The sequence below is a fragment of the Pseudoalteromonas sp. B131b genome (genome assembly GCF_037162545.1).
In the GTDB taxonomy this organism is placed as follows: Bacteria; Pseudomonadota; Gammaproteobacteria; order Enterobacterales; family Alteromonadaceae; genus Pseudoalteromonas; species Pseudoalteromonas fuliginea.
Window position 1 is genome coordinate 2523751 of record NZ_JARLUZ010000001.1, and the last position, 24683, is coordinate 2548433.

30 protein-coding genes and 2 pseudogenes are annotated in these 24683 nt (G+C 42.9%); 27 read left to right on the plus strand and 5 right to left on the minus strand.

The genetic code is table 11. The annotated features are described in order from the left end of the window. Positions 1-9 precede the first annotated feature (9 nt). The 4 genes and pseudogenes from P4S65_RS11675 to P4S65_RS11690 form a co-directional block, all read right to left on the minus strand. On the minus strand, positions 10-468 hold the full coding sequence (locus tag P4S65_RS11675; protein WP_337120201.1) for a hypothetical protein: 459 nt from the start codon (positions 466-468) through the stop codon (positions 10-12). Continuing rightward, positions 468-794: a phage holin family protein gene (locus P4S65_RS11680; RefSeq protein WP_337120202.1), complete on the minus strand. Its 327-nt coding sequence runs from the start codon at positions 792-794 to the stop codon at positions 468-470. The genes P4S65_RS11675 and P4S65_RS11680 overlap by 1 nt, the downstream gene beginning before the upstream one ends. Continuing rightward, the gene (locus P4S65_RS11685) at positions 791-1858 is read right to left on the minus strand and encodes a phage portal protein (protein WP_008135637.1); all 1068 of its coding nucleotides are present in this window, start codon (positions 1856-1858) and stop codon (positions 791-793) included. The genes P4S65_RS11680 and P4S65_RS11685 overlap by 4 nt, the downstream gene beginning before the upstream one ends. Beyond that, a pseudogene (locus tag P4S65_RS11690) lies at positions 1858-3631 on the minus strand (terminase large subunit domain-containing protein). The gene P4S65_RS11685 and the pseudogene P4S65_RS11690 overlap by 1 nt, the downstream one beginning before the upstream one ends. A gap of 205 nt (positions 3632-3836) precedes the next feature. Between P4S65_RS11690 and P4S65_RS11695 the strand changes: the two are divergent. The 25 genes and pseudogenes from P4S65_RS11695 to P4S65_RS11810 all read left to right on the plus strand — a co-directional run bounded on the left by P4S65_RS11695 (position 3837) and on the right by P4S65_RS11810 (position 20675). Next, on the plus strand, positions 3837-4718 hold the full coding sequence (locus tag P4S65_RS11695) for a GPO family capsid scaffolding protein (RefSeq protein WP_337120203.1): 882 nt from the start codon (positions 3837-3839) through the stop codon (positions 4716-4718). A gap of 43 nt (positions 4719-4761) precedes the next feature. After that, positions 4762-5799 (plus strand): phage major capsid protein, P2 family, encoded by a 1038-nt coding sequence (locus tag P4S65_RS11700; RefSeq protein WP_337120204.1) that lies wholly within the window; start codon positions 4762-4764, stop codon positions 5797-5799. A gap of 84 nt (positions 5800-5883) precedes the next feature. Beyond that, complete coding sequence (gene gpM, locus P4S65_RS11705) at positions 5884-6612, plus strand: phage terminase small subunit (RefSeq protein WP_337120205.1); 729 nt, start codon at positions 5884-5886, stop codon at positions 6610-6612. 111 nt (positions 6613-6723) lie between these two features. Then, positions 6724-7161, plus strand: coding sequence for a phage head protein (locus P4S65_RS11710; RefSeq protein WP_337120206.1), 438 nt, complete (start codon positions 6724-6726; stop codon positions 7159-7161). Then, entirely contained in the window at positions 7158-7631 is a 474-nt protein-coding gene (locus tag P4S65_RS11715) for a phage tail protein (RefSeq protein WP_337120207.1), read from the plus strand. Before P4S65_RS11710 ends, P4S65_RS11715 begins: the two co-directional genes overlap by 4 nt. After that, positions 7624-7845, plus strand: coding sequence for a hypothetical protein (locus P4S65_RS11720; protein WP_337120208.1), 222 nt, complete (start codon positions 7624-7626; stop codon positions 7843-7845). The genes P4S65_RS11715 and P4S65_RS11720 overlap by 8 nt, the downstream gene beginning before the upstream one ends. Continuing rightward, complete coding sequence (locus tag P4S65_RS11725) at positions 7818-8255, plus strand: hypothetical protein (protein WP_337120209.1); 438 nt, start codon at positions 7818-7820, stop codon at positions 8253-8255. Before P4S65_RS11720 ends, P4S65_RS11725 begins: the two co-directional genes overlap by 28 nt. A 21-nt stretch (positions 8256-8276) precedes the next feature. After that, on the plus strand, positions 8277-9377 hold the full coding sequence (locus P4S65_RS11730; protein ID WP_337120210.1) for a DUF2586 domain-containing protein: 1101 nt from the start codon (positions 8277-8279) through the stop codon (positions 9375-9377). Positions 9378-9387: 10 nt separating this feature from the next. Then, positions 9388-9837 (plus strand): phage protein, encoded by a 450-nt coding sequence (locus P4S65_RS11735; RefSeq protein ID WP_033040793.1) that lies wholly within the window; start codon positions 9388-9390, stop codon positions 9835-9837. Then, on the plus strand, positions 9837-10469 hold the full coding sequence (locus tag P4S65_RS11740) for a hypothetical protein (RefSeq protein WP_337120211.1): 633 nt from the start codon (positions 9837-9839) through the stop codon (positions 10467-10469). Before P4S65_RS11735 ends, P4S65_RS11740 begins: the two co-directional genes overlap by 1 nt. Continuing rightward, positions 10459-10746 (plus strand): putative phage tail assembly chaperone, encoded by a 288-nt coding sequence (locus P4S65_RS11745; protein WP_007378140.1) that lies wholly within the window; start codon positions 10459-10461, stop codon positions 10744-10746. Before P4S65_RS11740 ends, P4S65_RS11745 begins: the two co-directional genes overlap by 11 nt. A gap of 23 nt (positions 10747-10769) precedes the next feature. Further along, entirely contained in the window at positions 10770-10913 is a 144-nt protein-coding gene (locus P4S65_RS21915) for a DUF6890 family protein (RefSeq protein WP_404936135.1), read from the plus strand. A gap of 3 nt (positions 10914-10916) precedes the next feature. Next, positions 10917-13598, plus strand: a complete 2682-nt coding sequence (locus P4S65_RS11750) for a phage tail tape measure protein (RefSeq protein WP_337120212.1) — start codon at positions 10917-10919, stop codon at positions 13596-13598. Continuing rightward, positions 13598-13927 (plus strand): DUF2590 family protein, encoded by a 330-nt coding sequence (locus P4S65_RS11755; RefSeq protein ID WP_007378137.1) that lies wholly within the window; start codon positions 13598-13600, stop codon positions 13925-13927. The genes P4S65_RS11750 and P4S65_RS11755 overlap by 1 nt, the downstream gene beginning before the upstream one ends. Beyond that, positions 13917-15065 carry a baseplate J/gp47 family protein gene (locus P4S65_RS11760; protein ID WP_337120213.1) on the plus strand — a complete coding sequence of 383 codons (1149 nt, stop codon included), beginning with the start codon at positions 13917-13919 and terminating at the stop codon, positions 15063-15065. The genes P4S65_RS11755 and P4S65_RS11760 overlap by 11 nt, the downstream gene beginning before the upstream one ends. Next, entirely contained in the window at positions 15058-15861 is an 804-nt protein-coding gene (locus P4S65_RS11765) for a hypothetical protein (protein ID WP_337120214.1), read from the plus strand. Before P4S65_RS11760 ends, P4S65_RS11765 begins: the two co-directional genes overlap by 8 nt. Next, positions 15858-16433: a phage tail-collar fiber domain-containing protein gene (locus P4S65_RS11770; RefSeq protein WP_337120215.1), complete on the plus strand. Its 576-nt coding sequence runs from the start codon at positions 15858-15860 to the stop codon at positions 16431-16433. The genes P4S65_RS11765 and P4S65_RS11770 overlap by 4 nt, the downstream gene beginning before the upstream one ends. Further along, entirely contained in the window at positions 16430-16567 is a 138-nt protein-coding gene (locus P4S65_RS11775; protein ID WP_337120216.1) for a hypothetical protein, read from the plus strand. The genes P4S65_RS11770 and P4S65_RS11775 overlap by 4 nt, the downstream gene beginning before the upstream one ends. 128 nt (positions 16568-16695) lie before the next feature. Next, a complete protein-coding gene (locus P4S65_RS11780) occupies positions 16696-17682 on the plus strand; it encodes an SUMF1/EgtB/PvdO family nonheme iron enzyme (RefSeq protein WP_337120217.1) in 987 nt (328 codons plus the stop codon). A 72-nt stretch (positions 17683-17754) separates the two neighbouring features. After that, entirely contained in the window at positions 17755-18030 is a 276-nt protein-coding gene (locus P4S65_RS11785) for a hypothetical protein (protein ID WP_033040804.1), read from the plus strand. Next, on the plus strand, positions 18023-18208 hold the full coding sequence (locus tag P4S65_RS11790; RefSeq protein ID WP_337120218.1) for a hypothetical protein: 186 nt from the start codon (positions 18023-18025) through the stop codon (positions 18206-18208). Before P4S65_RS11785 ends, P4S65_RS11790 begins: the two co-directional genes overlap by 8 nt. 38 nt (positions 18209-18246) lie before the next feature. Then, on the plus strand, positions 18247-18567 hold the full coding sequence (locus tag P4S65_RS11795) for a hypothetical protein (protein ID WP_337120219.1): 321 nt from the start codon (positions 18247-18249) through the stop codon (positions 18565-18567). Further along, positions 18564-19049, plus strand: coding sequence for a baseplate complex protein (locus tag P4S65_RS11800; protein WP_008135615.1), 486 nt, complete (start codon positions 18564-18566; stop codon positions 19047-19049). Before P4S65_RS11795 ends, P4S65_RS11800 begins: the two co-directional genes overlap by 4 nt. Then, a pseudogene (locus P4S65_RS11805) lies at positions 19046-19749 on the plus strand (hypothetical protein). The gene P4S65_RS11800 and the pseudogene P4S65_RS11805 overlap by 4 nt, the downstream one beginning before the upstream one ends. Beyond that, on the plus strand, positions 19722-20675 hold the full coding sequence (locus P4S65_RS11810; RefSeq protein WP_337120220.1) for a hypothetical protein: 954 nt from the start codon (positions 19722-19724) through the stop codon (positions 20673-20675). Before P4S65_RS11805 ends, P4S65_RS11810 begins: the two are co-directional and overlap by 28 nt. Positions 20676-20738: 63 nt before the next feature. Here the strand turns inward: P4S65_RS11810 and P4S65_RS11815 are convergent, their stop codons facing one another. Further along, positions 20739-21500 carry a hypothetical protein gene (locus tag P4S65_RS11815; RefSeq protein WP_337120221.1) on the minus strand — a complete coding sequence of 254 codons (762 nt, stop codon included), beginning with the start codon at positions 21498-21500 and terminating at the stop codon, positions 20739-20741. 450 nt (positions 21501-21950) lie between these two features. On the opposite strand from P4S65_RS11815, the gene P4S65_RS11820 reads away from it, so the two are divergent. Both P4S65_RS11820 and P4S65_RS11825 read left to right on the plus strand, forming a co-directional pair. Beyond that, positions 21951-23795, plus strand: a complete 1845-nt coding sequence (locus P4S65_RS11820; protein ID WP_007378126.1) for a hypothetical protein — start codon at positions 21951-21953, stop codon at positions 23793-23795. 71 nt (positions 23796-23866) lie between these two features. Further along, positions 23867-24679, plus strand: coding sequence for an alpha/beta fold hydrolase (locus P4S65_RS11825; protein WP_096792881.1), 813 nt, complete (start codon positions 23867-23869; stop codon positions 24677-24679). Positions 24680-24683 lie beyond the last annotated feature (4 nt).

Below are 24683 nucleotides of genomic sequence, written 5' to 3' on the forward strand. Positions count from 1 at the left end.
ATGCGCTAGTCATTTACTAGCGCTTTTATTACCTTTGCCCTTACCACCCCAAAACGCTCTAAACAATCGCATTAACCCAAGCGTTGAAACCGCAATACCTACAATCACAAATTCAAAGTACCAGGGCGCGCCTTTATAGCCCATTGCTTGCCAGCCTTTATGCATATACGGTTGCATGGCTGGTATAAAATGGCACACAAACAACCCCAGAAAGAATAGAATGATCACTTCATCCATAATGGTTTTGTCGCGGTTCTTCAGCACAAGCAAGTCATAGTCCGCGTCGTTTTGCTCGGCTTGCATGCAGCGCTTTGCTTTGGCGTTAAACTGCGCAATTTTAAAGTTGTTCTCAGCGCGTGCTACATCAGCGGCCATTTCTGCCGCGATGCGTTTACGCTCAACATAGCCGCCGGTTAAATCGGCTATTGGGTCTGTGATAAATGATAATACTGATTTAATCCATCCCATTATTTTATCCCCCTGATTAATTTAATAAATGCTTTTGGGTCTTTGCTAAAGGCTTTAATTAGCTTGTCGAACCCTTCGAGTAAATGCGGGGCCGCGTAGGCAGTTACCCCAATCACGTCTGTTTTTAGGTTTTCGTCAAACCCGCGCCACTCACAAAACATAGCGGCTAAGTACGCTGCAAAAATAGCAACGAGCACGTTCATACAGTAATGAAAGAACGTAAATTGCTTTTTGCTTAAATACATTTGAATAGCGGCTGCTAAAAAGCTCAACATAAATAAACGCCCCCATTGTTTAATAAACTCTGTTACATCTATCCAGCTCATGCGGCTTCCTTAGGTGTTGGGTTTAAGTCTGAATACTCAGGCTCTTTAAATTCAATATGCTGCGCGGCAGGCAAGTAGTTATTAATGCCTAATACGTCTTGCTGCAGGGGCACAACTTCGTTGTTGTAATAGGCACGGGTAATCTTATCTAAATCACCAAAGCCCGGGCTGTCGCCAGATGATTGGCCGCTGAGTGCTTCTTGTGCGCGGTGCATACTGAGCATGTCGTTAAGCGTAATTTTTTTAATGCGCTCAAATTCGTCTTTTGTTGATATGTCGCCCACTGGTGTAATGTTTATCGCTTTTTCGGCATCGGCTTTATTACTGCGAAAATTAAAAAACAAACTTCTAAAGTTACCCACACCTTTGCTGTCACGTATGGCATTTTTAAGGGCGGTTTCATCGTCAGCGCTTAAATTAGGGTCAGCCATTGAGAATATAAAGCCCATGTGCGCACCGTTCTTGTAATAACGGCGACGAAATAACGTGGCATCTTCATTAAGCAACGCCGACTGAATACCGCCGTAATATTGCGGTATGCCATAAATGCCTTGCCCGGGGTCGTATTCTTTTACGTGTATTATTTCGCCTTCATTAAAGTAAATAGGCTCATGACTGCGATTACTTAATTGTGCGTACACACCGCGTTTATCGGTATAACGCATAGTTAGTGCAGGCAAGTGGCGTAGTTTAATAACTTGCCCAAATGAATTTTTAATAACCTGCAAATAGGCGTTACCGCTCCACAGCAAATCAAACGCAAACTTACTAAGGGCTTGATGGCTTAAAAGCGGGTTAGGCTTATACCATTTTAAAATCATGTTGCGTTTAAAGTAGAGTATTGGCCCATGCTGGGCATTTACACGCAGCAGTTTAACCAAGCCTTGCAAATTAATGGGCGGGGCGTAAATGCCGTTACTGTCACTAAACACCCCAACGTAATCGGTTAGCCGGTTGTCTAAACACGGCTCCGGATCGCCAAAGCTAAACGTATCGGTTACCGCTGTGCGTTGGTTGTAGTTTGGCGCTTGGCCGTTACTTACTTGTAATCGTGGTTTACTCATTAAGCTGCAATTCCTACAGATGTTTGACGGCTATGGGCGTTACCGTCGAGTGGTTCAAATAACATAGCGTGCATAATTGCCCACGCAATATCGGCATGGCCTGTGGTAGCGGTGCGGTTTGTGGCATAGGTAATTTGATCGCCCACCACTTTGCGGCGAATATTAATAAATGAGCTGGCAATATTTACCGCGTCCTGGTCAAACTCAAGGCGACGGTTTTGAATAACGTTAATGGCTTTAATTACCATGCGGTTTTTAATAATAGGGTTGTAATGAATCGGCTCAGCATTAGGGTAAAACTTAGTAATAAGCTCCCACACGCCGTAACCAATGCCTGTGGTATCTACGCCAATATGCACAACGTTGTATTTTTCGGTGAGATGTTTTATCTCGTTTGCCATGGCTTCAAAGTCGTTGCCGCTTAAATCAAGTGCTTCTAGCAGTAAAAACTTTTCGCCTGGCTTCATGGGTGCACTTAAAATGGCAACACTGGCTTTATCGCCAAAGCGGGCAGGGTCAAAACCAATTACAACAGGGCGCAGACCAAATGGGCGCTCGTAGGCTAAATCAAAGTCGGTCCACTTGGTCGAGTCGCCCACGCAGTTCATAAGCTGTTTAAGGTTAAATGCACTGTGTGCATCATCAATAAACTTACACATAAACAAGTTATTAAACTCATCTACGCTGTATTCGTTTTCAAGTACGCCAATATCAATGCGGTCAAAACCACTGGTTACTACATCGTAAACCGTGAGCATTTGACGCCAAATACCGTCGTCACACAACTGACCGTTTTTTAAGTTTTTATGGCTTACATCAATAGCAAATTCGGGATCGTTACACGCTTTTGTTTTGCGGTACCATTTACCGTTCCAATGGTCGTAGGCTTCGTGGCTGGTAACCGATGGCGTACTAAAATACGTTATTCGTAAATGTTTATGCGTTGCCATAGCCTGCGCCAAACCGTGCAGCGACTTATATTTAGGTATCCAAAACACTTCATCAATATATAAATCGCCGGACTCAGATTGTGCAGTACGGGCATTAGTTGATTTAAATATTAGTTTAACCGCCGGCTAAATTAAGCACCATGGGTGAGCCACTTAATTCAACATTAAAATGCTCACGCACCAACGCCACAATATTGGCTTTAAATACTTCGGCCTGGTCGCGGCTCGCCGATATAAATATTTTATTGCGCCCATTTACCACAGCGTCAACAAACGCTTCGAATGCAAAATAAAATGTAGCGCCAATTTGGCGTGGTTTTAATATAAAACGGGTGCGGTGGTCTTGGTTATCAAACCAATGTTTTTGGTGAGGATAAAGTAATGTGTCTTTAAGCTCGTTGAGCATTTCAAGGGTAATGCCAGAGCAATCGTTTTTCTTTTTCTTCTTCGATTTTTTGTCATTGCCGTTATGACTGTTGCCGCTGTTATTGTTGGCGGGGTCGTCATTACTTGCGCGCTGTTTTGGGGCTGGGGCTAATTTACTTTTATTAAGTGCGCACAACTGGCGTGTGCAAAAGTCGAGCTCTTTATAGTCAGCATCGGTTTTATCGTCTTTATCGGCCAGTACATTAATGCGTTTGCTAAAGGCCATTTCGGCGTTATAGCTTGGGCACATGTCCTCCCACTTGCCAGCCTCCGACCAACGGCGAATGCTACGCGCACTGGGCATGTCGTCAAGCTCGGCTATTTCGTCCACCGTGTAGCCCTCAACAACATACAAATCTTGTGCTTTTTTGCGTATCTCTGGTCCGTAGTTCGCCATCTATTGCGCCGCTTTTATTAATCCATAGCGGCAGTGTATTCGTTATAAAATGCTTAATCTGTCAGTCAAAAACCTGTCCATTCCTAAAAGTTAAATATAGGAATTTCAAAAAGTTAAACCGTTGGAAAGGAATAAAAAGAGGGTGCAAACTGCAATCACTTTAAAGCAATACGCTTAATTTGCACATATTTAAAAAGGGTTGTTTATGCCAGGTCAACTACGTACTAAACCGTTATCGATTGCCGCTGTAGGTATGACCGTTGACGGCCGCGAAATATCAGAGCAAGACGTAGCCGACATTGTAGAAACCTATAACCCGCGTAAATACGGTGCACGTATTAATATTGATCACGAATTTAACTGGTCAGGTTGGGCCGCTAAAAATCTTCATAACGTAGATATTCCCGGCATGTTGGGCGATGTAGAAAGCGTTGCAGCCTATGAAAACGAAGAGGGCGTTGTGTGCTTATACGCAGTGCTTGCGCCCAATCAAGGGTTTGTAGAGCTGAACAAAGCAGATCAAGCTGTTTATTTTAGTATCGAAATTAGCCGCGATTTTATGGGCACAGGTAAAACCTACCTAACCGGTTTAGCCGTGACCGACTACCCAGCCAGTTGTTATACCGACCGTATCCATTTCAGTAGTAAGAGTAAGCCAGATGACACGGACGTCTCTTTATTAAAAGTTGATTTAGGATCATGTGAGCCTATCGACGCCGCACCTAAAAAACCATTTTTTAAACGACTATTCGCAAAGGAAGAACCCGACATGAACGAAACACAATTAGCCACTGCATTAAAAGATGCGCTGGGCACACCGCTTAGTGAGTTTGCTAAAAAACTAGACGGCTTAGCCACAAAGCTTGATTCGTTTTCAACCACAAAAGTGGAAGGTGAAGAAACGCCGCCAGCTGATGATGAAAACACTGAATTAGCTCAAGTAAAAGAAGAGCTATTAAAAACAAAAACAGCATTGGACGAACTAAACGACAAGTTTACCAAAGCGTTGAAAACACCTGCGGGTGATACCACTGACGCCGACGAAGAACCCGAAGGCGAAGAGGGTAAATACAGTAATTTGTACTAATTACACTCACCCTAACTTAACTTAGCTAAACGCAGGAAAGAATATGAAAACCAGAACTAGAGAATTATTTGTCGCCATTATGGCAGGCATGGCCGTTAATTACGGCGTTACATCAATGAGTGAACAGTTCAACGTTGAGCCTACAACTGAGCAGCATTTATATGATGCTGTTTATGAATCGGCTGAATTTTTACAGATGATCAACACCGTACCGGTAGACGACTTAGTTGGTCAATCGGTGATCATGAGTGTAGACGGTGGCGTTACAGGTCGTGCAGGCGTTGAAACCGACGACACCAAAGAGCGACAAACTCGCGACGTATCAAAGCTCGCTAAACGTGAATACCGTTGTTACCCCGTTGAATGCGACATTCATATCACATGGGTAAAAATGGATCAGTGGTCTAAGTTCCCTGATTTTCATAATCGTTATCGCAATCACGTACGCCAGGCTATTGCGCTCGACATTATTAAAATTGGTTGGAATGGTACGCGCGTAGCTGATACCACAGATATTACAGCCTATCCAATGATGAACGATGTAAACATTGGCTGGCTACAACTAATTCGCCGCGATGCACCCGAGCGCGCAATTAGTGAAGGCGCAACCGCTGGCGAAATTCGTATTGGTGCTGGCGGCGATTACGAAAACTTAGACCAAGCGGTGCACGATGCATTGCAAGGTATTCCAGAGCACAAACGTGCAAACATGGTGGCTATTATTGGCGACGAGCTTTTAGCACAAGACAAAAATAAGCTGTACGCCAAGCAAGCACATACCCCAAGTGAAAAAACCAAGATTGAGCTGCAACAGGTGATTGATACCTATGGCGGTTTAATGACATATAAAATTCCGTTTTTCCCTGCTCGTGGCATTTTAGTCACCAGCTTTGACAACTTAAGTCACTACGTACAAACAGGATCAACGCGTACCAGTGTAGAAAACAACGCTAAGAAAAAACGCGTTGAAGACTACTTATCACGAAACGATTGCTACTACGTAGAAGACCTTGAAAAAGTCATGTATTTCGAATCAACCAGTATCAAGTTACCAAATTCAGACGGTAGCGCCTGGGTTTAAATATTCGGTAAATTCCCATTTGGCCGGCTTGTTTAATCCAATTTTCGAGCCGGTCTTTTTAACCACATTAAAGAGTGTTTTTAAATGAGCTTAGTCAAAAAATCATTAGCCAAAGCAGCAAGCAGCGTACCAACAAGCACTGACAAAAAAGCGCCAACGGTCGCGGCAACAGCCACGAGTACCCATGCGCCAACCACTATCACTAAGCAAACCGAGTACCAGCTTTATGCAGCAGCCATCGAATCTGACTTAGCTCAATTAAAAACATTTACTGATATAGCAGATAAAGCAACTTACAAGTCTGAAGCGTTAGAACGCCAAGACTATTTAGGGTATATCAATCAATATCGACTAAGCGGCCAGTGCCACCCGAACACGGTTTTAGCATGGGTGTTTATTTGGTTGGTTGACTTAAAACGCTGGGATGCAGCACTTGAATTATTGCCGTTTATGATTGAGCAAAAGCAACCACTGCCAACGGTATTTAATACCAAACATTGGCCTGCATTCGTTATCGACCAACTCTACGATGACGCTAATTACTACCTAACAGAATCAAAGCAGCAAGGCTTATTTGATATTAGCTACGTACTACGCGGCTTAATCAATACCGTAAAAAACCAAGACTGGAACGGCCTTGAAGTGGTGGGCGGTAAATTGTACGCCATTGCTGCCAAGGTTGATGCAGCCCAGCACAACTATGGTAATGCTCTGTTATTTGCAGAGCACGCCCAAGCCATTAACGACAAAGCTGGAGTTAAAGGTTTAGTCGATAAGTTAACAAAGCAATTAAAAGCAACGGTTAACGAGTAACAGCTCCAACGCCAGCGGGCAACTTAGCACAGTGCGAGTATTAATTATGTCGCCAGTGTGACTAAGTGGCGCCCGCACCCAATTTAATGTGTGTGTTTTTACAGGTGCAATATGAATTTAAGCGGTATGCCACAAGCAGATTTACAAAGCATTAATGTTGATGTGCCAGGCAATGGCTATTACCCGACATTAAGCACGGCTTATTTTATAGAGCATTACGCCGTTGCCCAAGAATACGCCAGCAAAAGTGAGCTGCTTGTTGAAAAGCTAAAGCGCGCACAGACCGAAATTAACCAAGAGCTGGCAAGCGCAGTGCTTACCAATGGCGAGCCACTAAACGCACAGCAAGTCATTTTTTATAACGATGCAGTGTATAGCAAAACCAAAGCTAATTTATTGGTATCCAAGCTTGGCAGTACACACCGTGAAAACGCAACAGCACAGTCGCAATCAGCCATTGATAACTTTGAACACTGGCAACGCGAAAGCATAAACGCCATGCGCTTACTGCAAGCACTAAGCCCTAATTTATCGGTAGAGCTGTTATGAGCAAAAGCAAAATCGAGCAGCTTAAACAGCATTTAGCCAGCGTTGAATACCAAGGCCATAAGTTGGCACTTAATACCCAGTTTGATAGCTGGATAGAAGGCGGGCGCATAGAGCCAAGTAGTAAAACAATGAATGGTAACGGGTTATTGGCAGCGCGGTTTTATTACTCAGGGGTGATCAGCATTAATCCATGCTTTGCGCCGGCTGCGTTAATTTGTGCCTTTGCATCGTTTTGGTTGCAAAACAATGGCGGGCGTTATGACAGCACCGATATTGAATTTAGCGCCGATGTAAACGACGACAACAGCAATGAAGTCGAGCTGACTATTAACCAGCTGTGTGAAGACATAGAACTAATACAAACAGACAACGGCCCTTTTGAGTTAAACGGTAACCGTTACGACTTTGGCGAGCAAAGCCTATGGGTTGCTGAATCATTTTTACTGCAAGGCACTGTAAGCCGTGCTTAACGTTAAATTTGACGAAGGGCGCAGCAAAGAACAATTAGCGTTTTTACAGCTCAAGCCTAATAAGCGGCGCAATATATTACGTCGTGTTATTCGAACAACGAATAAAAGCAGTAAAGAGCGGATCACCAAGCAAACGGATTTAGCAGGCAAAACATGGCAAGGCAGAGCAAGTGGTAAAAAAAGAAAATGCTCACTAAGCTTAAAAAGTTTATGAAGGTTCGCCACAGTGCAAACGACGCCAGTGTTTATTTTTCAGGGGGCAACAGCGGAAAAATAGCCCGCGCCCACCAAGAGGGAATAAGCCTAGATGCAGGCAAGCCAAAAGGTAAAGCGGCTCAAAATAAAGAAGGGCCAGCCACGCGAAATTTAGCCAGGGCATTAATAGCCGAGGGTTACAAAATACCGCGTCGTAAAGGCAAGGGCAGTAAACGCCCAAGCATTAAATGGATAACAGAGAATTTAAGCATTAACCAAGCAGGGTTTTTACTTCGCGATTTAAAGGGCAGCTCAAGTAAGAGTACATGGCAAATTGACTTGCCGGCCCGCTCATTTTTAGGGCAAACGCAGGGCGAAGAAAAGCAGCAAATGAATTTTATTTTAAACCAGGCTATGCACGTTGCGTAGCGCAAAGCAAAAGGAACGATCATGGCACAAGGTAAAGTAACCGTTGCCGCCATACAAACAGGCAGTGGCGCTACGAAACAGATTGAACGCAGTGTGTTGTTTATCGGTCAAGCGAGTGAGAACAACGGCAAAATTTTATCTATTAATGCACAAAGTGATTTTGATGTTGAGTTCGGCGCCGCCGACTCCCCACTAAAAACACAAGTAAAAGCATGGCAACGCAACGGTGATGACTTAGTGAGTGGTTATGCTATCCCGCATGGCGCAGGCGATAACGTAATGGCCCTTATTGATAAAGCAATGGATCAGGATGTTAGCCCTGAAATTATTGTTATTTGTACGCCAGTTACAGGCAAAGCCGACATTGAAAGCTACCAAGCCAAAGCGCTTGAAATTTTATCGAGCCTTGCTCGTCGTGTTCGCTTTTTACTTGCAGCACCTGGCTTAACGGCTGAGCAAAGTTGGCCTGATTTAGTGACTTCATTACAACCGTTAACCGATGGCGTAGTAGGCGATCGTGTGGCTGTTATCCCGCTTCTATTCGGTGATGAACTAGGCGCAGTAACAGGGCGTTTATGTAAAAGCGCAGTCACTATTGCTGATAGCCCAATGCGTGTGCTTACGGGGGCAATGTCATTGATGCCACACCCAGAAGATGCCGCCGGCAACCCCTTAACCAACTCAACCACGGCGACACTTGATGCGCTGCGTTTTAGTTGTACACAGTTTTATGCTGATTTTGATGGTACGTATTTTGGCGATGTAAACATGCTGGACGCTGAAGGCGGTGATTTTCAAAAAATTGAAATTGGCCGCATTGTTGATATGGCTGCACGTGCTGTGCGCATTATTGGAATTCAAAACGTTAAGAATCGTCGCTTAAACAACAGCAGCACCGGGATTGAATTTGGTAAACGCATTATGGGTAAACCGCTGCGCGACATGGCACGCTCTATCAATATTGGTGCCGATAAGTTCCCTGGTTTAATTCGCGCACCAAAAGACGACAGTATCAACCTAACGTTTATGAATGCGACCACCTTACAAGTCGTACTTAAAGTTAAACCAATCGATTCACCCAACACCATCATTGTTGGGATCATGTTAGATAACGCAGAGTAGGAGCGCAAACATGCAAAAAGTACTAGGCGGTAAAGACTTCGATATCTTCATTGGTGATTCGATGGTTCATGTTATGGAAGCGACTTGCAAAATTACTGATGGGCGCACCGTTAAAAAAGTGCGCGGTATTCCAAAGGGCTTTATTGATGGCGATGTTGAAGGCGAAGTAACACTAAAGCTTGATCATGAAAATTGGTTAATCGTGCAATCGCAAGCTGAAAAAGCAGGCAGTTGGAAAGGTATTGAACCGTTTGATATTGCGTTTAATGCAGAAGTAGCTGCAGGTAAAAAGAACGTTGAAGCGTTTGGTTGCCTGCCGCAGCTGGACGAAATTTTAAACATTAAAGCCGATGGTGGCGAAGAAGACACCACATCAATCAAGTGTCCAATTACTAGCCCTGATTTTGTCAAAATTAACGGTGTGCCATACCTAACTGACGATGAAGTGAGAGATTTGTAATGACTAAAGCCATTCGCACACTAACTGCCACAACATTACTAAGCACCCTGCAAGCATGTGGGCATAAAGTATTTGAGGGTGAATTAAACCTAAACATTATAGGCATTCGCCATACAAACACCCGTGCCAACACGTTTAACGATGCAATTTGTGTGTTGTATCAGCAAAACAGCGAATGGCAGTTAAAGCAGTATAAAGCCACAACAGATGCCGGTATTTACTGGCGTAAAAACCCAATGAACATAGACGGCACAGCAGTGCTAGTTGCAGGGCAGCATAAAAGCTTATGGACGTTGGGTTATCACCAGGGCAAGTATCTCGCCCTTGTACAGCATAAACCGGTTGTTGTTCTACGTGACAACAACAAAGACACCGAGTTAGACACGGACGTCACACCCCAAGCAGAGCTACAGCAAGGTTACTTTGGCATTAATTGCCACCGTGCAAACAGCAAAACCACATCAACCCAAGTTGATAAGTGGTCAGCCGGTTGCCAGGTGTTTGCAAACCCCAATGACTTTGATGAATTTATTGCTTTGTGCGAGCAATCAGCAGCTAAGTACGGCCCTTATTTTACCTACACACTGCTAGAACAAGCAGATATTAAAGAGAGTATTGATCATGGCGTTTGAGAAAAAAATCACATTAGAAACCCCCGTTGGCGAAATCACATTTAATGTAAATGGCGCCGACTACAACAAATACATTAACTCGACTCAGCCAAATAACAAGGTGCAGCCAGCAACTAACTTTTTATTAAACACAGTGGTTGAAGCCGACGCTAAAAAGCTCAAAGAGCTGGTACAGCAACCGGGTGCAGCGTTATTTTTAGTGGGTGCAATTGTTGAAGAATACCAACCTGAGTTTAATTTTACGGTAAAAAAATCGAAAGCCGAGCCAAGCAAATAGGCAAAAGCAGGCTCGATCAGTTACTGGCATACCACGCTAAATACTTTGGCAATGTACCAGTCACTGACGAGAGCTTGGCACAGGCGCTTTACCTTGAAACATCACAGCAAGAAAACTTTGTAACAGCCGTAAATAACGGTATTTGCACAGCATTAGGCGGCGAGTAATTAATGGCAACACTCAGCAAATTAGACAAGCTTACTTATTCAATCGGGATCATTGACAAAGTCACTGGCCCGGTTAATAAAGTCATGGCTAAAATTAATCAGCTGAGCCAGCAAACCGCCGCTGCACAAGATCAAATGATGCGTGGAGCAACCACGGCCGTGGGTGGAGGTTACGCCCTTGCTAAATCGCTCGCGCCTGCAATTGACCACGTAGCAGCTTTGGGCGAGGTGCAATCACTGGGCGTTACCGACGACGCCTTGCAAAAGCTGACTAAAACAGCCTATAAGTTTGGTTTTCAATTTGGGGGTAACTCGGCCGAGTTCGTCCGCAGTGCTTACGATATTCAATCAGCTATTGCCGGCTTAAATGGGTTTGAGGTATCTGAATTTACCAAAACGTCAAACATACTAGCGGTAGCAACCAAAGCCGACGCAGCCACTATTACCAGCTATATGGGCACCATGTATGGCATCTTCGAAAAGACCGCCAATAAAATGGGTAAAGCGAATTGGGTAAACCAAATCGCAGGGCAAACCGCCACCGCCGTACAGCTTTACAAAACTACCGGTGCAGAAATGCAAGCCGCGTTTTCAAACCTTGGGGCGACCGCGACAAACATTGGCTTAAGTTCAGCTCAACAATTCGCGTTAGTGGGTGAACTGCAACTGGTTGCTAAATCAGGCTCTGTGGCTGGCACGCAAGCGGCCTCATTATTACAAGGCATTGGTAAAGCACAAGATGCATTGGGCATAAAATTAACCACAGATAACGGCGATATGCTAGCAATAGACGTAGTGCTGGGGCGCATTAATAACCGCTTATCCTCACTGGGTTCTGTAGCGCGTGGCGACGTACTCACTCAAATATTTGGTAAGCAAGGTGCAAAAGCCGTTGATGTATTGAGTACCAAAGTTGATAAGCTAAAAGACGGCATCACCGTTTTTGAAAACGTGCAAGACAGCTCCAAAGCAATCGAAATGGCCAATATTATTGCCAGCCCTTGGGATAGATTAGGCGGTTCGTTTAATGCGGCCGCTACGGCAATGGGCAGTCGTTTACTTCCCGTTGTGGAACCCTTTATAGAATTACTCTCAGCAGGCTTTGCGGGTATTGTCTCGTTAACTGAGCGTTTTCCGATTTTATCCAGTGTGATTGCAACACTTGTAGTGGGCATTGTGGCGCTTATCTCTATTTATGGCGTGGTCATGTTCATGATGGGCCTATACAAAATGGCGCTGATAACAAGTGGTGCGCTCACAATGGGTTTAACTGTGATAACTAAATTATGGCAGGGCGCACTCATTGCGTTACGTGTATTGGGTTTTTTATCACTCATTGCAACGATGGGCGCGGCGGCCATTGCCTTGGGTACATTTAAAGCGGTTATGCTCGCAGGCCAAGCGGCTACATGGTTATTCAATGCCGCGCTTTGGGCAAACCCAATTACGTGGGTAGTGGCGGGTGTTATTGCGCTCATCGCGGCGGTTGGTGCGCTTATCTATTACTGGGATGATTTAGTGGCTGCGTTTCAAAATACCGCATGGGGAAAAGTATTAATGGCGGTGTTTGATAGTGTTAAAGCGGCCTTTAATGGGGTGATTGATAGCGTAAAATGGGTGCTCGAAAAGCTCGGTCTGATTCACGATACCGAGGCAAAAATAAAAACAGAAGCGACCTCAACACACGAAAACATTAACCGTGCGCAGCCTAGCAATTTAGTCATGCAAAATGCAGATCAAGCGTTCAGCCGCGACTACGGCCAAGCTGTGATCAACAAAGCCGCCCAAGTACCAGGCAATAAAGCCAGCACTAACTATGGTGCAGTGAATGATGTTACGTATTTGAGTCGAACGCAGTTAAACAAAGGTCAAACTAATAATGCTATTAACTCAACATTACAGAGCAGTAATGCCATTGAGCAAACAAATAGCGCGTTGGCACAAACGAACACATTAAATAACCGCTATGTAAGTTCAACTGTGGCGAATAGATTAACCAATATCGCGCCTGTAAACACCGCTATTAATAACAATGCTTCAGCAAACGATGCTGCTTATTTTGCAAGCGCAACAACGCATAGTGTAGTTAACCCAGCATTACAAAGTAGTATTGCTACAAACCAAACAAATAAGGTTTTGGCACAAACCAGCGCAGTAACCATGGTTGCAAGCGATGCTGCTTATTCAACAACGGGCAACATTAATAACAGCGCGACTAACTCAGTATTACAAAGCAGCCCATCTACACATAACGATGTTGGCCACAATGCACAATCAACACAGTTCGTAACACAATCAGCGATAGAAAATGGCAATACACGCACAGCTAATTATTTTACTAACGCGGCCAATTCACCTGTTTATAGTCAAAAATATGAACAACTCGCCCGCTTTAATCAAGGTGCAGCGCCATTACAACGATTGCCAATGGTCAAAACAGATCAGGCAATTACTAACACAGCGAACGCGTACAGCGTTGAGCAGTTAAATACTGAGCAACAACACACGAATAGTTATAAAGCCAAAGTACAAAAATCAGCGTTTTTACAAAGCCTAACGAGCAGCACCAGCCAGAGCAGTTCAAGCGAGAGCGATAACAGCAAGCGTGTGCACATAGACAACTTAACGATTAAATCTGACGACTTAGCGCAAAGCTTTGAACAAATGATGGAGCTAGCAAGCTGATGAACTTTGATATTGCACTGCACATAGATTTAGCCGTTGAGGATAATGATTTTGTACTTAATGACTCGCTAACACCCAGCACATTAAGTAAGTCTAATGTAGTGGCGCAAGATATAAAACATCGAATTTTAGAAAGCGGTTTACTCATAAAGCTGATTGGCCTGCGCAATAAAAACGGCATTGCGCCCATTTTAACCGAGCTCGAATTACTAACCGAGCAAGACAATCGGATTAAGCCTGGCACTATAAAAGTGTACCGAAATGACGACGGCACATTAAGTATCACCGCGCAAACGCGCCAATACGGGAGCCTACAAAGTGGACTTTAAAACCCTAATGCAAAATGCAGGTTTGCCAATGGATGAGCAAACAGCGCAAGCGCAGTGGCAAGCACAGTTAAAAGAGCAAAACATACAAGTTGCCAACAATTCACCCTTTGGCCCATTTTGGCGAACCGTTGAAGCGTTGCTAACAAAGCCAGTCGTGCAGCTGTTTAATTGGCTAGCAACGCAGCTAATGCCTGACTTATTCATTATGACAGCAAGCCGAGTTGCACTGATTGAACGCCATGGCCCTGCACGTAATGTGTTTATTCAAGCGGGCGTAAAAGCACAGGGATTATTAACGTTTACACGCGAAAGCGACGAGGGCGAAAGTTCCATTGTGGCAGGAACCGCAGTGGTAACCGATGTGCTAGGCGATAAAGTGTATAAGCTTATACTTTTACAGGATGTGTATTTTGAACAAGGGCAACGCACTGCGTATGCATTGGCTGAAGCCTATGAAACCGGTGCAGCTTATAATTTACCCGCAGAGGCTTACCGATACTTTACTGAGCAACAAGAAGGGGTCACCGTAACCAACAATGATGATTGGTTAATTAAGCCAGGCTCTGATGACGAAGACACTGAGCATTATCGCCGACGCATTCGTAACGTATTTGGTACTGCTTCCCGCTGGCATATCAATGCTGTTTACAAACAAATTATTGCTAGCTTTGCTGTACCAATAGATAACATTGAAATACTAACCAATGCACCACGTGGACCAGGCACGGCTGATGCGTATATTTACTTAGATGTTGGCCCTGTACCAACAGCTCTATTGAGTGCCATTAACCAACATATTCGTACCGCAGGCCACCATGGTTTAGGGGATGACTTTATGGTTTACGCTATGGCAACCAACGGGTTTGATATCACCGCAACCTATAAGTTACATGACAACAGCCACGCTATTCAAGACGACTTAACCACGTTTATACAAGCCGCATTTCGTCAAAATGCAGCGTATGCACCCACACGCGTAACGCATCAAACTGTGTTCAGCATTAGTCAATTAATAACACAGTGCCATGAACAATTTAGTGAGCTGCAGTCAATCAAGTTTGATATTGACGACATAACCGCCGCCAACTGGTTACCGGTACTTACATCATTAACCGTTAACGAGGTGGCAAATGGCTAAAGAAATCGCCACCTGGTTAAACAAAGGCTACGCCGAAAAACTTGTAAAAGCGGCCACAGGCTACTGGGAGCAATCGCGCGACTATGTTATGTGGGCAGTGAACCAAAAAGACGAGTTAAAAAATGAAGAGCCTGTATTAGGGTTCCTAGCATGGGAGCGGCTAACTACCCGACTAGATGATGAACCCATAGAGCTATACAGAAAACGCGTACAGCATGCATTAGTTAATACTATTGACGCCGGTGAAATGGCATCCGTAAGAAGTATTTTCGACCGCTTAGGGTTAGAAGTGCTCAATGTGCGTGAGCGTATTGATGGGCGAGATTGGGACATTATTGCCATTGATATGTCTGACTCAACGCTTGCAGGTAATACAGATTTACTCCCTGAGCTAATACAGCTCTACGGCCGCACATGCCGACGCTACGAATTAACTGTGCATAATAAAGCGGATGTGTCGCTGAGCTTAGGATTAACGCATGTGCAGTGGGATAGCTGCCATATTGATCACCCACTGCATTTAGCGGCACAAAATAAAGCGCAGCAACAATTCAGTTATGGTTTTACTGATTTGCAAAATGAAAGCTGCGAAGCGCCACTGTATGCAGTTACGCACGATGTAAAACACGTATTGCCATTCGAGCAGCTGTATCAATTTCTAGGGTGTGACAACCTTGTAAGTAATACACATCCCCAAGCAATCACCACCGATGTACAGCATGTTATTGCCGTACATCATCACTATGGATTTTTAAGTAAAGAGGGCGGTGTAAGTATCGCCAAGGAGCCACTATGACCCAAGCGATCACCGGCATTATGACTAACGCCGGCAAAAGTTACATCACAACCCGCGCGCTGCAAAACACAGGGCTCGATGTTAAAGAATTAGTGTTAGCAAACATTCCTAATCTAAACGAAAGCGCAGAGCGCAACCCAAACGAAAAAATGCCCAGTAATTTACAAATTGTGCACCGTCGCAATATTGATGTGTCTGGTTATGTTGACTCAAACACGGTTGCTTGGGCTGTTGTGTTAGAGCAAGAGATAGGCGACTTCGACTACAACTGGATTGGGTTGGTAACACAAGACGGTACATTGCTAGCCATTGATTACTTGCCATTACAGCGCAAGCGCCAGGGCGTAAACAATGTACACAACCGCTCGTTTGTATTGAAGTTTGCAGCGGCTGCGGCATTAGCGCGGATCACCATTCCTGCACAATCGTGGATGTTTGATTACAGCCCACAAATTGATGCGCTAAACGCATTGTCAACCACAACAGCAACCGCGCAGGTAAACAACATGTACCGCACGTTGCGTAATTTTTTCTTAATGTCAGATTTTACCGTATTTACTAAGGAACTATGATGAGTATTGACCAAATAAATGAAATTGTAAGCGCGGCAGACCGCGTAGTCACGGCGATAGAAAGCAAAGCTGCAGAAATCGATAATAAAACAGCGCAACTAGCCAGCGATTACGCAGGTAAAAAAACGAGTTAGACAAGCAAGTAGCTGAAAATTCAGCAGAGCTAGCAATCGTTGCATCAGCCGGCTATCGAAAAGCAATTGAAGATGCATCAGGTGGGCGTAACACTATAGTAATTGATGATCAGGGAAACCCAAATGTAATGGTGCGTATCCCGCGCTTTAACTACGAAGACATTAACCAAGCCATTCTTGATCGTTTGGGCGTTGACTTAATGCTAGGCACAGGCACGCCAACCATGTTCCAACGCAACGGCGAGCAAATGGGCGAAGTGCTAATTGCAAAATACCTAGCATCATCAGGCGCCAATGGCGGCTGTAGCGTAATTGGTGGTGTGCAACCACGTACATCAGTTAATTATGATGTAGCAAAAGCACTGTGTAACAACAAAGGTGAAGGCTGGCATATGATGAGCATCCATGAATGGGCAGCAATCGCGCTATGGTCACTAGCTAACGACACTGTGCCGCGCGGTAACACAAATTATGGCCGAAGCCATGAAAACAAATTAGAAACAGCTCGTCGGTCAGATAATGGTTTACCCGGAGATACATCAGGACTTGCCAGAACTGACACAGGTAAAGGCCCAGCAACATGGTCGCACGACCACACAGAGTGGGGCATTCAAGACCTAGTAGGTAACGTGTGGGAGTGGCTAGATCAAATGATGCTAAGTGAAGGCCAAGTGATCACTACGTTAGATAACAACCCAGAAATTGTAGAAGAGAATTGGATTAGGCATGCAGCTTATTTTGATTCACCTGTAGATAACACGGGAGGTACTGTTAATGCAGGCTCTCCAATATTAAATAGCCGAATCACAAACAGAAATGGCCCGCTAGGCGATGATAATAGTAATAATCCATACCTAGACAATAGCCACTTTGCCGCAATTATAAAATCAGAGACTTATCAAAAAGCGGAGGTTTTACGCAGGTTATTGATTGAATCAGAATCAACTACAACAGTATCGGGGGCAATCTATTGTAGAAACTACGGTAATAGATTTCCATTACGTGGTGGACTTTGGCTCAATGGTTCCGGTGCAGGGCTAGGGGCTCTTGGTTTGAGTAATGCGCGGACATCGGCTATTAGTAGCATCGGTTTTCGTCCCGCTTTCTTTGCGTAATTGATTATTAAAATTGAACTCGCGCATGCGCGATTTTATATCGCGCTTATCAAAATATTAAAAGGAACAACTATGTTTTCATACATATATAAAGGCGTAAGCCACAGCAATACAACGGGTGTGTACATGCAAAACTTAGGCATGGATGCAGAGCAAATCGAATCGGTTTTAAATCAGCAGCACTATGAACTGAGCCAAAATACAGCAAAACGCCAAGCTGCATACAAAGCAGAATCTGATCCGTTATTTATGGAGTCACAATTTGATAGCACAGCTGAGTCACATCAAAAGTGGCAAGATAAAGTAGCTGAAATAAAAGCCCGTTACCCATTGCCTGAAAATGCATAACGTTGCGCTTTGTTATCACCAAACAGCCGCCCCTTGCTCAATGCAAATGGGCGCGCAGTTACTTGCATCGGCAATAAAAGACGGCTCACGCACAGATAAGCCAGCACAATATAGCGCGCTGCTCTTATCTGTTAGCGCAAATGACCCTGCCGCACTGGCTAGCAAGCTCAGCTCGTAACCTATGACGGCCAAAGTATCGAATGGCAAATAAACACATTGCAAAACTTAACGCCAATACGTGAGCAACAAATAGCGGACGAAATTGCTACTGTAAACGACAGTGGCAAGCAATTAATAAACACCATTGACGATGCATTGACTCAAACCGTTGAGCTAAAAACAGCACGCGACGAGCGACTAAATCAGGCGCAATTTACTGCTCAAAGTAGCGGGGTCGATATGCAATTAATAACAGCCGGCACAGCAAAGCAGCTAGCTGACTCAGTTGCTAGCAAAGGCAATGAGCATAACTATTGGGCGATGTGTTTATTTGTTGGCGAACCAAGCGAGCTTAATCATATTAAAGAGGTGTTATGAGCATATCGTTAGATGGCTGGAATATCCCCGGGTATGAAACGCGGGTCAATGCTGGTATTAAATTAGCCGGCGGCGATATGTCAGGCATGGGAAGTTTTGCGCTCATTAGCGATCAAGGTGTTAAGCCTGGCATGTTAACTGTGAGCACTAAAATACCGCTCAATGAAGAGGGGGCTTTAGCATTACTTATTAGCAAAGCGAAAGCACTTGATGAAAACGGCGCCCGTATTATTTACACAATTAATAATGCATTAGCAGAGGCCTATAAAATACGTAAAGCCAAATTTGATGGCGAGGTAAAGGCAGTAGAGCTTGAAGAAAAGCGCGCATGGCAAATCACCTTTAAACTTATTGAAGTACAGTCCGTATCAGAGCGTGAGCAACAACAGCTAGATGGTACAGCAAACCAAAATGCACAGTCACAAGCGGTCACTTCAAATAACGATGTACAAAGTAAATTTGCTGCAGTGGAGGGGCCATGAGTACCCGCCTATCCGATACGCTAACCATTGGAGGTAAACCAGTAACGAGCATCGTTACTAAAAGCGTACAACTTGATATAGCCAGCACTGGTCGTGCAAAGTTTGAAATAGTGACAGAGGAAGTGCCAAGCGGATTAGTCGAACTGCATTTAGGTTACACACTAGATAATATGGTCCCGTATTTTCTCGGCGTTATCGAATCAAAACACCAGGCAAACGGCCGTTGGTATTTAACTTGTCGCGAATTACTCGGCGCATTAAGTTTCACTGCCCCCTTGCAGTTCGCCATGCAACAATCAAAGCGGTGCTTGATGAATTGGCAAAGCTCGGTGTTGAATTTGTGACACCTGAAAACGCCAGCTATTTAAATAAAACGATACCCGCGTTTTACCATAGCGGCACAGGTATTGAAGCGCTAAAGCAAATAGGCAAAGCATGGGGCATTAGTGATTTTATATTTCAACAACGCCCCGATGGCAAAATATTTGTCGGTAGTTGGCACGACTCCCGCTGGCTGCTTGCAGCAATAAACGATTTTCCAGAGCATACAATAACAGCCCAAAGCTCAACCACCGGCGAGCTAATAGCCATTCCAAAATTAAGACCAGGCATACAAATAAACGGCCGGCACATAACCGAAACAACCCTAATCAACGACAGGATGCACATACGATGGTCAAACAAGCCATTAAACGCCTAATACAGCGCTACTTCCCAGAACTAAGCGAACGTAAACACCTGCCGCAACTTGCACGTATCGAAAAAATATACGACCTACCAAGTGACGCCGCAGCAATCAGCACCGCGTTTAGGCCACTAAAAGCGGCCGACGTACAGCTATTAAACCCGCTCACAAATGAGCCATTAATCGTGCCTGTATTTGAGCAAGTAACACTCGGCACAGGGCAAGCATCCGATCACGGTTTGTTGAACGAACCAATGCCAGGCATGCAGTGTTTAATACAATACATCGATGGCCTAAACAGCCATCCCGTCATCACCAGTTTATTACCATGGCAAAGTTTAGTGCCCGAGCACAAACGCACCGATGTTACGCTACAGCAAAATAGCCGCAGCAAGATACAAGGCCGTGACGGCAACTGGCACACCACAACCGACGGCGACATAACCCAAACCAGCGACACGAGCAAAACAGCAGCACGCAAAAGCGAACAAAACTATCACCAACGCACCTGCAGCATAGACAGCCACGACATTGCAAAAATAGATGGTAATCAAATCAACGAAGTCATGGGCGCATTAAAAACCGTGGTCGGCGAAAAAGCCTTAATAATTGCACTTGAAGGGTTATTGCTAGGCAGTAAAAAGCAGGTAGATATTAAAGCCACCGAAAACATGAACCTAACCACACTAAAAACCCTCCACGCCAAAGCCACCGAACTAGCAAAGGTCGAAGGAAAAACAGTTTGGTTGGGTGACAGCTCAGTAAACGTGGCTCAAGTTCTCCTTGATTTAATAAGCCTAGTAAAAGACATAAATCAAAGTTTAGAAACCCACGGCCATAAAGATCAGGGAGCAGGGCCACCAATTACACAAGGCGAATTTACAGGCCACAAATCAACAGCAAGTGATTTGAAAAGTATATTAAAGCCAATAGTAGAGTAGTAAGTTAATAATAAAAATCTCAAATAGTTGACAGATTACTTAGTTTTAAAAGTAACAGAACCGCTAGAACTTTGGGTGAAATTTCATTGAGGCTATTGCCCCATCATTTATTGCTATCACGCTTGTTCTACCTTTTTCAGTAGACTTCGGAATATAACAATCCGCACTAGGAGTATCATAATTAGTATACCCTTTTTTGAATATTTTATAATTAGACAGGCTAGCTATTAATGTGATGTTTGGTTCTGGTGTAAGTCCTGGCATCCGGTATTCAACATCGTATTTATCAAATTTTGAAGGACACTGTGTATATGATTCGTACAAGAAATAAGGTGCTGTAATAGGAGCAAATACTAAATAACTAACAACTATAGGCCAATACATTACCCAATGTTGATGGTAGTAGGAAACCGTAGCTATAGTGATAAATACAATAGCTGCTAACACAGTTAATGGCCCAAGGTTTATTGCAAAAAAACCAAAGAAAAAATCAGAAATTGAGGCGTAATCAAAAAGGTTTATGTTCTCCTTATTAAAAATCATCCAGAGTGTAGCTAAGCCGCTTATCGATATATATCCACTCACTATTGTAAGGAATAAAGTAGGGTGCTTTTTTAAAAAACGTCCAATTGACTCAAGCTGTGCTCTTTGACGTTTTACTTTATCTGAATTATTACTCTTCAATGTTACGTTAAATTCTTGATTATCCACATTTACTTTATACTTTATCATTGCTCTTTCCTTTTTTAGTGTACCTTTATTATTGTTTTTTTTAGTTGGATACAAGTTATTGTTTATAAAATTATTTTTAGGAATCTCATTCATCAAATCTTTGATGTAAGTCTCGGTGGTAGCTTCTTTGTAATGAAGTTTTACTATTGATTACAAGGTGTGTATAAAAATGTGTATAAACTTATTTTTAGTAATTAATATACCTTTTAATATTAGGTGTTTAAGTTTTTTTTCGTATAGTAGTGCCAATAGATTGTTGCTTGATTTTGCTCTTGATATGCCATGCTGAAAACCCTGAGTAGTTAACTTTAAAGCGCCTAAATACGTGCCAAGTTACTAAAATAATGAATTATTTAGATTATGGCATATGGGCGAGGGAGTTTATAGGTTTGTCTGATAAATGAGGTGTTAGTTAGATATTTTGAATTTTGAGGGCTAGAGCTTACCTATACTTAATTAAGTAATTTAAAAGTGGGCTTTATTGCTGCAAATAAAATTAACTGTTACATTTGTAACTATATTATATGAAAGGACTCTGTAAAAATGAAACTCAATCAAGTTTTATCAATTGTTAACCAAGTCGAAAAATCTAAATTTATTTCATGTCTCGACCGCCTTTGTTCTGATGCTGCTAAGAATAATAAAAAACTAGCTAAAACAATAGACAATATTGACGGTCAAATTAAAAATGCGTCTGGTAGCGAAATTACCCAATTATTCCATACCGTCAGAGATTTTTTTAAATGCTCTGTAAAAGATCAAATATTAATGAGTACAGCACAACTCAACTTGCTAGTTAATATTTTGAGCCGTGACGGGAATGGAGTTGCTCGAATTAGCTGGATTGAATCGCTTTATGAGAAAGAGTGGGCTGAGTTATCAAGGCTCTCAAAAGAGCTTAAAGATTATATCCAACAAAATTCAGCTGAAAGTATTTTAGAAAGAAATCGCGCCTTGAAAATTTATCATGCGTGCATGAAAGAAGCATACTTTAATGATGAAAAGAATAATCGCGATGCTAAAGTAACTGACGATGAGCGCAGCATTCTGAATGTGCTTGCAGATGAGTTGAATTTAACAACAGATGAATGCGCTGCTGTAGAGCATTTAGTCGATGTTATTCCTAAAAATGGAGTGCTGGATGCTTTAAATAGCCTGAGGGATATGGGGTTATTGTTTATAAGTAAAAAACGCCAAGAAGTGTTCATTCCAGATGAAATAGTAACTTTACTTAATGAAATTCAAGGGAAAGATTTAGCCGATAAATATATATTAAGAATCCTCAGAACTCTTACTGACGCTGAGCTTTCAAATGCACTTAAAGCGCATGGTCGTAAAATAAGAGGCGTAAGCCGAACTGATAAGATTCAAACAATTATTCATTCAGGACTTAGCGCAGCTAGATTACTATCAGATGATATCCACAGTCTTGAAGATAATCAAAATCAACGTAAAGAGCGCTTAAAACAGTTAATTCAAGACTTAGAAATTGACACTGAAAAACTTGGCACTACTTTAGATGAGCGTATTAGTTTAATACTATCATCGCTATCAGGTGCAACAGAAAAGGAGTTTGATTCCCTCAGCGCTAGTGGATTTAAGCAGCTTCTAAAAACATTAGAAGAACATTTTCCAACAATGCAAGTAGTGCTTAAAGAAGCATTTGAGCTTGAAGCTAATGAAATAATAGATACTGAAAAATTACGTGCCTTGAGTATCACACCTCATGATATTTTATATTTACTTTCAAATGATGAAGTAAGAGAAGTTCGAGATAGTATGGGGCTATCTAAACGTGGTAATGCGCGTTTTGCTATTTTAGAAAGCTTTGCTAATGCGACCGATAAACTAATTGAAAATTACGACGCATTAGCGCGTCGTGATATCAATACTCTTAGGGAAGTTGGTGCAGATGTAACAGAAGCTGATATTGGTGTTAAGTTTGAAGAAGTCACAAAAGCAATTTTTGAACTACTAGAGCTAAATATCGACGAAGACCTTCGTAAAGATTTAAATACTGCTAAAGATAAAGCAGATATCGTAATTTCACTAAGTGATAACGACATAATTATAGGTGAAGCAAAAACCTGTAAAAATGGAGATTTCGCCAAATATTCAACAACGTCGCGGCAAGTAAAAGCCTATGTAACTCGCGCAGAAAACCAGGGTAAACGAGTTGCACAAGTGTTGATAATCGCGCCCAGCTTTTCAGATGATTTTATTGAGTCCGCCGAAATGGATACTGAAGTAAATATCTCATTGCTAGAAGCGCATGGTCTTAAGTTAATACTTGATGCTTACAAATCTAAACGTAACCCAAGTTTCGCTCCTAAGTTACTTACTAAAGGTGGTTTGCTGAAAGCAGAGTTAATAGCCAAGAATATCTAAGGCAGATACTAAAGGCATGTACTAACTTAAAAAATCAGTTAATTTAATAAAAGAAAGATCTACCTAATACAATGAAATTAAAGTTAAAAATAACATTACTCTACTCACTTTTCATATCTACTAGCGCTTTAGCTGGACTGGCTAAAGTTCAATTAAATGGCTTTGACGTTGAATACGAGCTAGCTGGTAAAGGTAAACATACTATTTTACTTGAAGCGGGCGGCTCTGCTGGTTTAAGTGATTGGGAACCGGTTTTTGAATCCCTAATTCAACACGCTAGAGTTATACGGTATTCTCGTATTGGTAATGGCGGCTCTGCACAAATAAAGAAAAATTATAGCTCTGAGGAATATGCAGCTGAGGCTTTGTTACTTCTTCAAGTACTAAAAATAAAAGAGCCTGTTGTGTATGTTGCGCACTCTTATGGTGCTTATATTGCGCGTGTATTTGCTGCAACATACCCTAATCAGGTTAAAGCGTTGATGTTGATTGAGCCTGGATCAGAACACGATGTAGATATTATGCGCGGGATTGATTTGTCACGCGCTGAAAAAGAAATTGCAGCAATAAAGCTCGACGATATGAAAAATGGAATGTCGAATCAGTATTTAGATTTTTGGGCAAAACGCCCGCTACCAGATTATCCACAAATTGCTGATATACCAGTAACTGTTATAGCCTCAGTTAAAAAATATAAAAGTCCATCGGTATTATTTTTTACCGACAAAGCACGTGAAATGTGGGGCGACTTACATTCAAAGTGGGCTAATGCCTTTCCTCGAGGTGAAATAGTAATAACGAATAAGAGCTATCACTACCCGCAAAATGACGAGCCAGAAATGGTTGTAGCCCAAATAGTTAAGTTACTAGAACGCACTCAATAAGTTT